Annotated in this window: 5 protein-coding genes; 2 read left to right on the plus strand and 3 right to left on the minus strand. The window is 66.5% G+C overall.

Translation table 11 applies throughout. From position 1 onward, the window contains the following. On the minus strand, positions 1-431 hold a 431-nt coding region (gene mntR / locus J3S20_RS29650; RefSeq protein WP_216840534.1), incomplete at its 3' end, for a manganese-binding transcriptional regulator MntR. 80 nt (positions 432-511) lie between these two features. On the opposite strand from mntR (J3S20_RS29650), the gene J3S20_RS29655 reads away from it, so the two are divergent. Next, positions 512-1,840 (plus strand): Nramp family divalent metal transporter, encoded by a 1,329-nt coding sequence (locus J3S20_RS29655; protein WP_216840535.1) that lies wholly within the window; start codon positions 512-514, stop codon positions 1,838-1,840. A gap of 146 nt (positions 1,841-1,986) precedes the next feature. Here the strand turns inward: J3S20_RS29655 and J3S20_RS30655 are convergent, their stop codons facing one another. Together J3S20_RS30655 and J3S20_RS29665 are read right to left on the minus strand one after the other, a co-directional pair. Then, positions 1,987-2,601: a DUF411 domain-containing protein gene (locus J3S20_RS30655; RefSeq protein ID WP_246603456.1), complete on the minus strand. Its 615-nt coding sequence runs from the start codon at positions 2,599-2,601 to the stop codon at positions 1,987-1,989. 170 nt (positions 2,602-2,771) lie between these two features. After that, positions 2,772-4,100, minus strand: coding sequence for an Nramp family divalent metal transporter (locus tag J3S20_RS29665; protein ID WP_216840535.1), 1,329 nt, complete (start codon positions 4,098-4,100; stop codon positions 2,772-2,774). Between the two features lie 80 nt (positions 4,101-4,180). On the opposite strand from J3S20_RS29665, the gene mntR (J3S20_RS29670) reads away from it, so the two are divergent. After that, the coding region (gene mntR, locus J3S20_RS29670; RefSeq protein WP_216840534.1) for a manganese-binding transcriptional regulator MntR at positions 4,181-4,611 on the plus strand (431 nt) is incomplete at its 3' end.

Consider the following 4,611-nt stretch of genomic DNA (forward strand, 5'->3'; position numbering starts at 1 on the left):
TCCAGGAACCGCGCGAAGGCGGCGAGGGCCTTGTCGCTCGCGTGGTGTTCCAGTCCCTCGGCATCCGCCTCCGCCGTCTCCGGGTCGAGCCCGACCGCGATAAGGAATCGAACCACCAGGTCGTGTCGCGTCTTGGCGGCTGTCGCCATGGCTTGACCGGCTTCGGTCAGGAACAGGCCGCGATAGGGCTTCGTTTCCACCAGGCCGTCACGTTGCAGACGGCCGATCGTCGCATTGACGGTGGCCTGGGAGACTCCCATGCGGCGTGCGAGGTCGACGGCACGGGCCTCGTTCTCCTCTCGGATCAGGTCTGCGATCAATTCCACATAATCCTCGGCCGTTGCGCTCCGGTCAGCCTCGCGTTGGCGGGCGAAGCGAGCAGCGTGATCGTCGGCAGGTGGAAGTGGCCGCTCGGCGGCGGGTTTGCGCATGGGGCATCGACTATACAGCTTGGTCCTCTTGATAGCCGCTCTATCATAACTTAGCCTATGCTAACTTATGGAGGGTAGGCATGAAACCGCCTTCGGATATTGTCGACCAGATTGGCCAGCCGAGCCTGCCGGAAGTCCACCGCAGCGTGGCGGTACCCAATGCCGGCGGCTTCCTGCGCAAGCTCTTCGCCTTCATGGGGCCAGGCTACCTGGTCGCCGTCGGCTACATGGACCCCGGCAACTGGGCCACGTCCCTCGCGGGCGGGTCGGCCTTTGGTTACACGCTGCTGGCAGTCGCGCTGACCTCCTCGCTGATGGCCATCCTGTTGCAGGCGCTTTGCGTGCGGATCGGGGTCGCCACTGGGCGCGACCTGGCGCAGCTCTGCCGCGACCGATTTCCCAAGTTTGTGGCCTATCCGCTCTGGCTGTTTGCAGAGATCGCCATCTGCGCCACGGACCTGGCCGAGCTGATTGGCACCGCCATCGCGCTGGAACTGCTGTTCGGCATTCCTCTGCTCTATGGCGTGATGCTCACGGCGCTCGATGCCTTCCTGATCCTGTGGTTGCAGAACAAGGGCGTGCGCTGGCTGGAGGCGCTGGTCTTCGGGCTGATCGCGCTGATCGTCGGGTGCTTCGCGGTGCAGATCGCGCTGTCGCAGCCGGAATGGGCGGCAGTGCTGAACGGCTATATCCCGGCCGCCTCGATCGTGACGAACCAGACGCAGCTCTACATCGCCATGGGCATCCTGGGTGCGACGGTGATGCCGCACAACCTGTACCTCCACACCGCCGTGGTGCAGTCGCGCGCCTGGAAGACCGATGAGGCGGGCAAGCGCGAAGCGATCAAGTTCGCAACCATCGACAGCTCCATCGCGCTGACGCTGGCGCTGCTCGTCAACTCCGCCATTCTGATCACCGCCGCGGCCACCTTCCATACCTCGGGCAATACCGAGGTCGCCGAGATTGGTGACGCCTATCGGCTGATCGCACCGCTGCTCGGCAGTGGGCTGGCCGCCACCTTGTTCGCCGTGGCGCTGCTGTTCTGCGGACTGAACGCGACGGTGACGGCGACGCTCGCCGGCCAGGTGGTGATGGAGGGCTTCCTGCGGTTCCGGCTGCACCCGGTGCTGCGCCGCCTTGTCACCCGGCTGGTGGCGATCGTGCCGGCCGTCCTGGTCACCTGGTTCTATGGTACCAGTGGAACAGCGCAGCTGCTGATCCTGAGCCAGGTCATCCTTTCCATCCAGCTGCCCTTCGCGGTGATCCCGCTGATGCTTTTTGCGCAGGACAAGCGGCGGCTGGGCGTCTTCGTCGCGCCGCTCTGGCAACTGGCGCTGGGCTGGGCGACGGCGGCAGTGATCCTCGGGCTGAACATGAAGCTGCTGTACGACGCCGCCTTCGGGGATTGAGGATCAGAGGGCCGGTTCGTGCAGCGCGGCGGCCATGGGCGGGGGGCTGAACCTGCCCGCTTCCGTGCCAAGCCAGGCGACCGCTATGCAAAAGGCGCCCGTGGCGTAACCCTGAGCCCGCCCAATATGTCGGCCGATCCCGACAACTACGGGCAATTAGGGAAACAGCCATGTCCATGCTTCGCCACCATCTGCTGCTCGCCGCCGCGGCCACGCTCCCTGGCGCCACGCGGGCGGCCGAGCCGGTCCGCGTCACCGTATGGCGCGACCCATCCTGCGGCTGCTGCAGCGGCTGGGTCGCGCATTTGCGTGCCGAGGGGTTCACCGTGGACGACCAGGTGACGCAGGCGCTCGGCGCCGTGCGGCAGCGGCTCGGCAGGCTGCCCCGGCACTTCCATGCCGGGCGAGCCCATCGGCATCTCCGGTACGGCGAGGCCGCGAACGCCTGCCGGGCGTTCTGCCAGCAGGCGGCGGATGGCCGCGGCCGGGACATGGCCCTCGAAGGCAAAGCCCTCTGCCTCACCGGCGTGGCAGGACAGCAGGTCGGCGGGCGTGCCGAGCCGCTGCCGCACGGCGCCGAGCGCCTGCGTCACCTGGTCGTCCACGGTGAACCCCTCGGCACGCAAATGCGCGACCCAGCCGCTGCAGCAGCCGCAGGATGGGTCGCGCCAGACAGTGACGCGGACCGGCTCGGCCGCCCGCGTGGCGCCAGGGAGCGTGGCCGCGGCGGCGAGCAGCAGATGGTGGCGAAGCATGGACATGGCTGTTTCCCTAATTGCCCGTAGTTGTCGGGATCGGCCGACATATTGGGCGGGCTCAGGGTTACGCCACGGGCGCCTTTTGCATAGCGGTCGCCTGGCTTGGCACGGAAGCGGGCAGGTTCAGCCCCCCGCCCATGGCCGCCGCGCTGCACGAACCGGCCCTCTGATCCTCAATCCCCGAAGGCGGCGTCGTACAGCAGCTTCATGTTCAGCCCGAGGATCACTGCCGCCGTCGCCCAGCCCAGCGCCAGTTGCCAGAGCGGCGCGACGAAGACGCCCAGCCGCCGCTTGTCCTGCGCAAAAAGCATCAGCGGGATCACCGCGAAGGGCAGCTGGATGGAAAGGATGACCTGGCTCAGGATCAGCAGCTGCGCTGTTCCACTGGTACCATAGAACCAGGTGACCAGGACGGCCGGCACGATCGCCACCAGCCGGGTGACAAGGCGGCGCAGCACCGGGTGCAGCCGGAACCGCAGGAAGCCCTCCATCACCACCTGGCCGGCGAGCGTCGCCGTCACCGTCGCGTTCAGTCCGCAGAACAGCAGCGCCACGGCGAACAAGGTGGCGGCCAGCCCACTGCCGAGCAGCGGTGCGATCAGCCGATAGGCGTCACCAATCTCGGCGACCTCGGTATTGCCCGAGGTATGGAAGGTGGCCGCGGCGGTGATCAGAATGGCGGAGTTGACGAGCAGCGCCAGCGTCAGCGCGATGGAGCTGTCGATGGTTGCGAACTTGATCGCTTCGCGCTTGCCCGCCTCATCGGTCTTCCAGGCGCGCGACTGCACCACGGCGGTGTGGAGGTACAGGTTGTGCGGCATCACCGTCGCACCCAGGATGCCCATGGCGATGTAGAGCTGCGTCTGGTTCGTCACGATCGAGGCGGCCGGGATATAGCCGTTCAGCACTGCCGCCCATTCCGGCTGCGACAGCGCGATCTGCACCGCGAAGCACCCGACGATCAGCGCGATCAGCCCGAAGACCAGCGCCTCCAGCCAGCGCACGCCCTTGTTCTGCAACCACAGGATCAGGAAGGCATCGAGCGCCGTGAGCATCACGCCATAGAGCAGAGGAATGCCGAACAGCAGTTCCAGCGCGATGGCGGTGCCAATCAGCTCGGCCAGGTCCGTGGCGCAGATGGCGATCTCTGCAAACAGCCAGAGCGGATAGGCCACAAACTTGGGAAATCGGTCGCGGCAGAGCTGCGCCAGGTCGCGCCCAGTGGCGACCCCGATCCGCACGCAAAGCGCCTGCAACAGGATGGCCATCAGCGAGGAGGTCAGCGCGACTGCCAGCAGCGTGTAACCAAAGGCCGACCCGCCCGCGAGGGACGTGGCCCAGTTGCCGGGGTCCATGTAGCCGACGGCGACCAGGTAGCCTGGCCCCATGAAGGCGAAGAGCTTGCGCAGGAAGCCGCCGGCATTGGGTACCGCCACGCTGCGGTGGACTTCCGGCAGGCTCGGCTGGCCAATCTGGTCGACAATATCCGAAGGCGGTTTCATGCCTACCCTCCATAAGTTAGCATAGGCTAAGTTATGATAGAGCGGCTATCAAGAGGACCAAGCTGTATAGTCGATGCCCCATGCGCAAACCCGCCGCCGAGCGGCCACTTCCACCTGCCGACGATCACGCTGCTCGCTTCGCCCGCCAACGCGAGGCTGACCGGAGCGCAACGGCCGAGGATTATGTGGAATTGATCGCAGACCTGATCCGAGAGGAGAACGAGGCCCGTGCCGTCGACCTCGCACGCCGCATGGGAGTCTCCCAGGCCACCGTCAATGCGACGATCGGCCGTCTGCAACGTGACGGCCTGGTGGAAACGAAGCCCTATCGCGGCCTGTTCCTGACCGAAGCCGGTCAAGCCATGGCGACAGCCGCCAAGACGCGACACGACCTGGTGGTTCGATTCCTTATCGCGGTCGGGCTCGACCCGGAGACGGCGGAGGCGGATGCCGAGGGACTGGAACACCACGCGAGCGACAAGGCCCTCGCCGCCTTCGCGCGGTTCCTGGA

This window comes from Falsiroseomonas tokyonensis, assembly GCF_019024325.1.
Lineage (GTDB): Bacteria > Pseudomonadota > Alphaproteobacteria > Acetobacterales > Acetobacteraceae > Falsiroseomonas > Falsiroseomonas tokyonensis.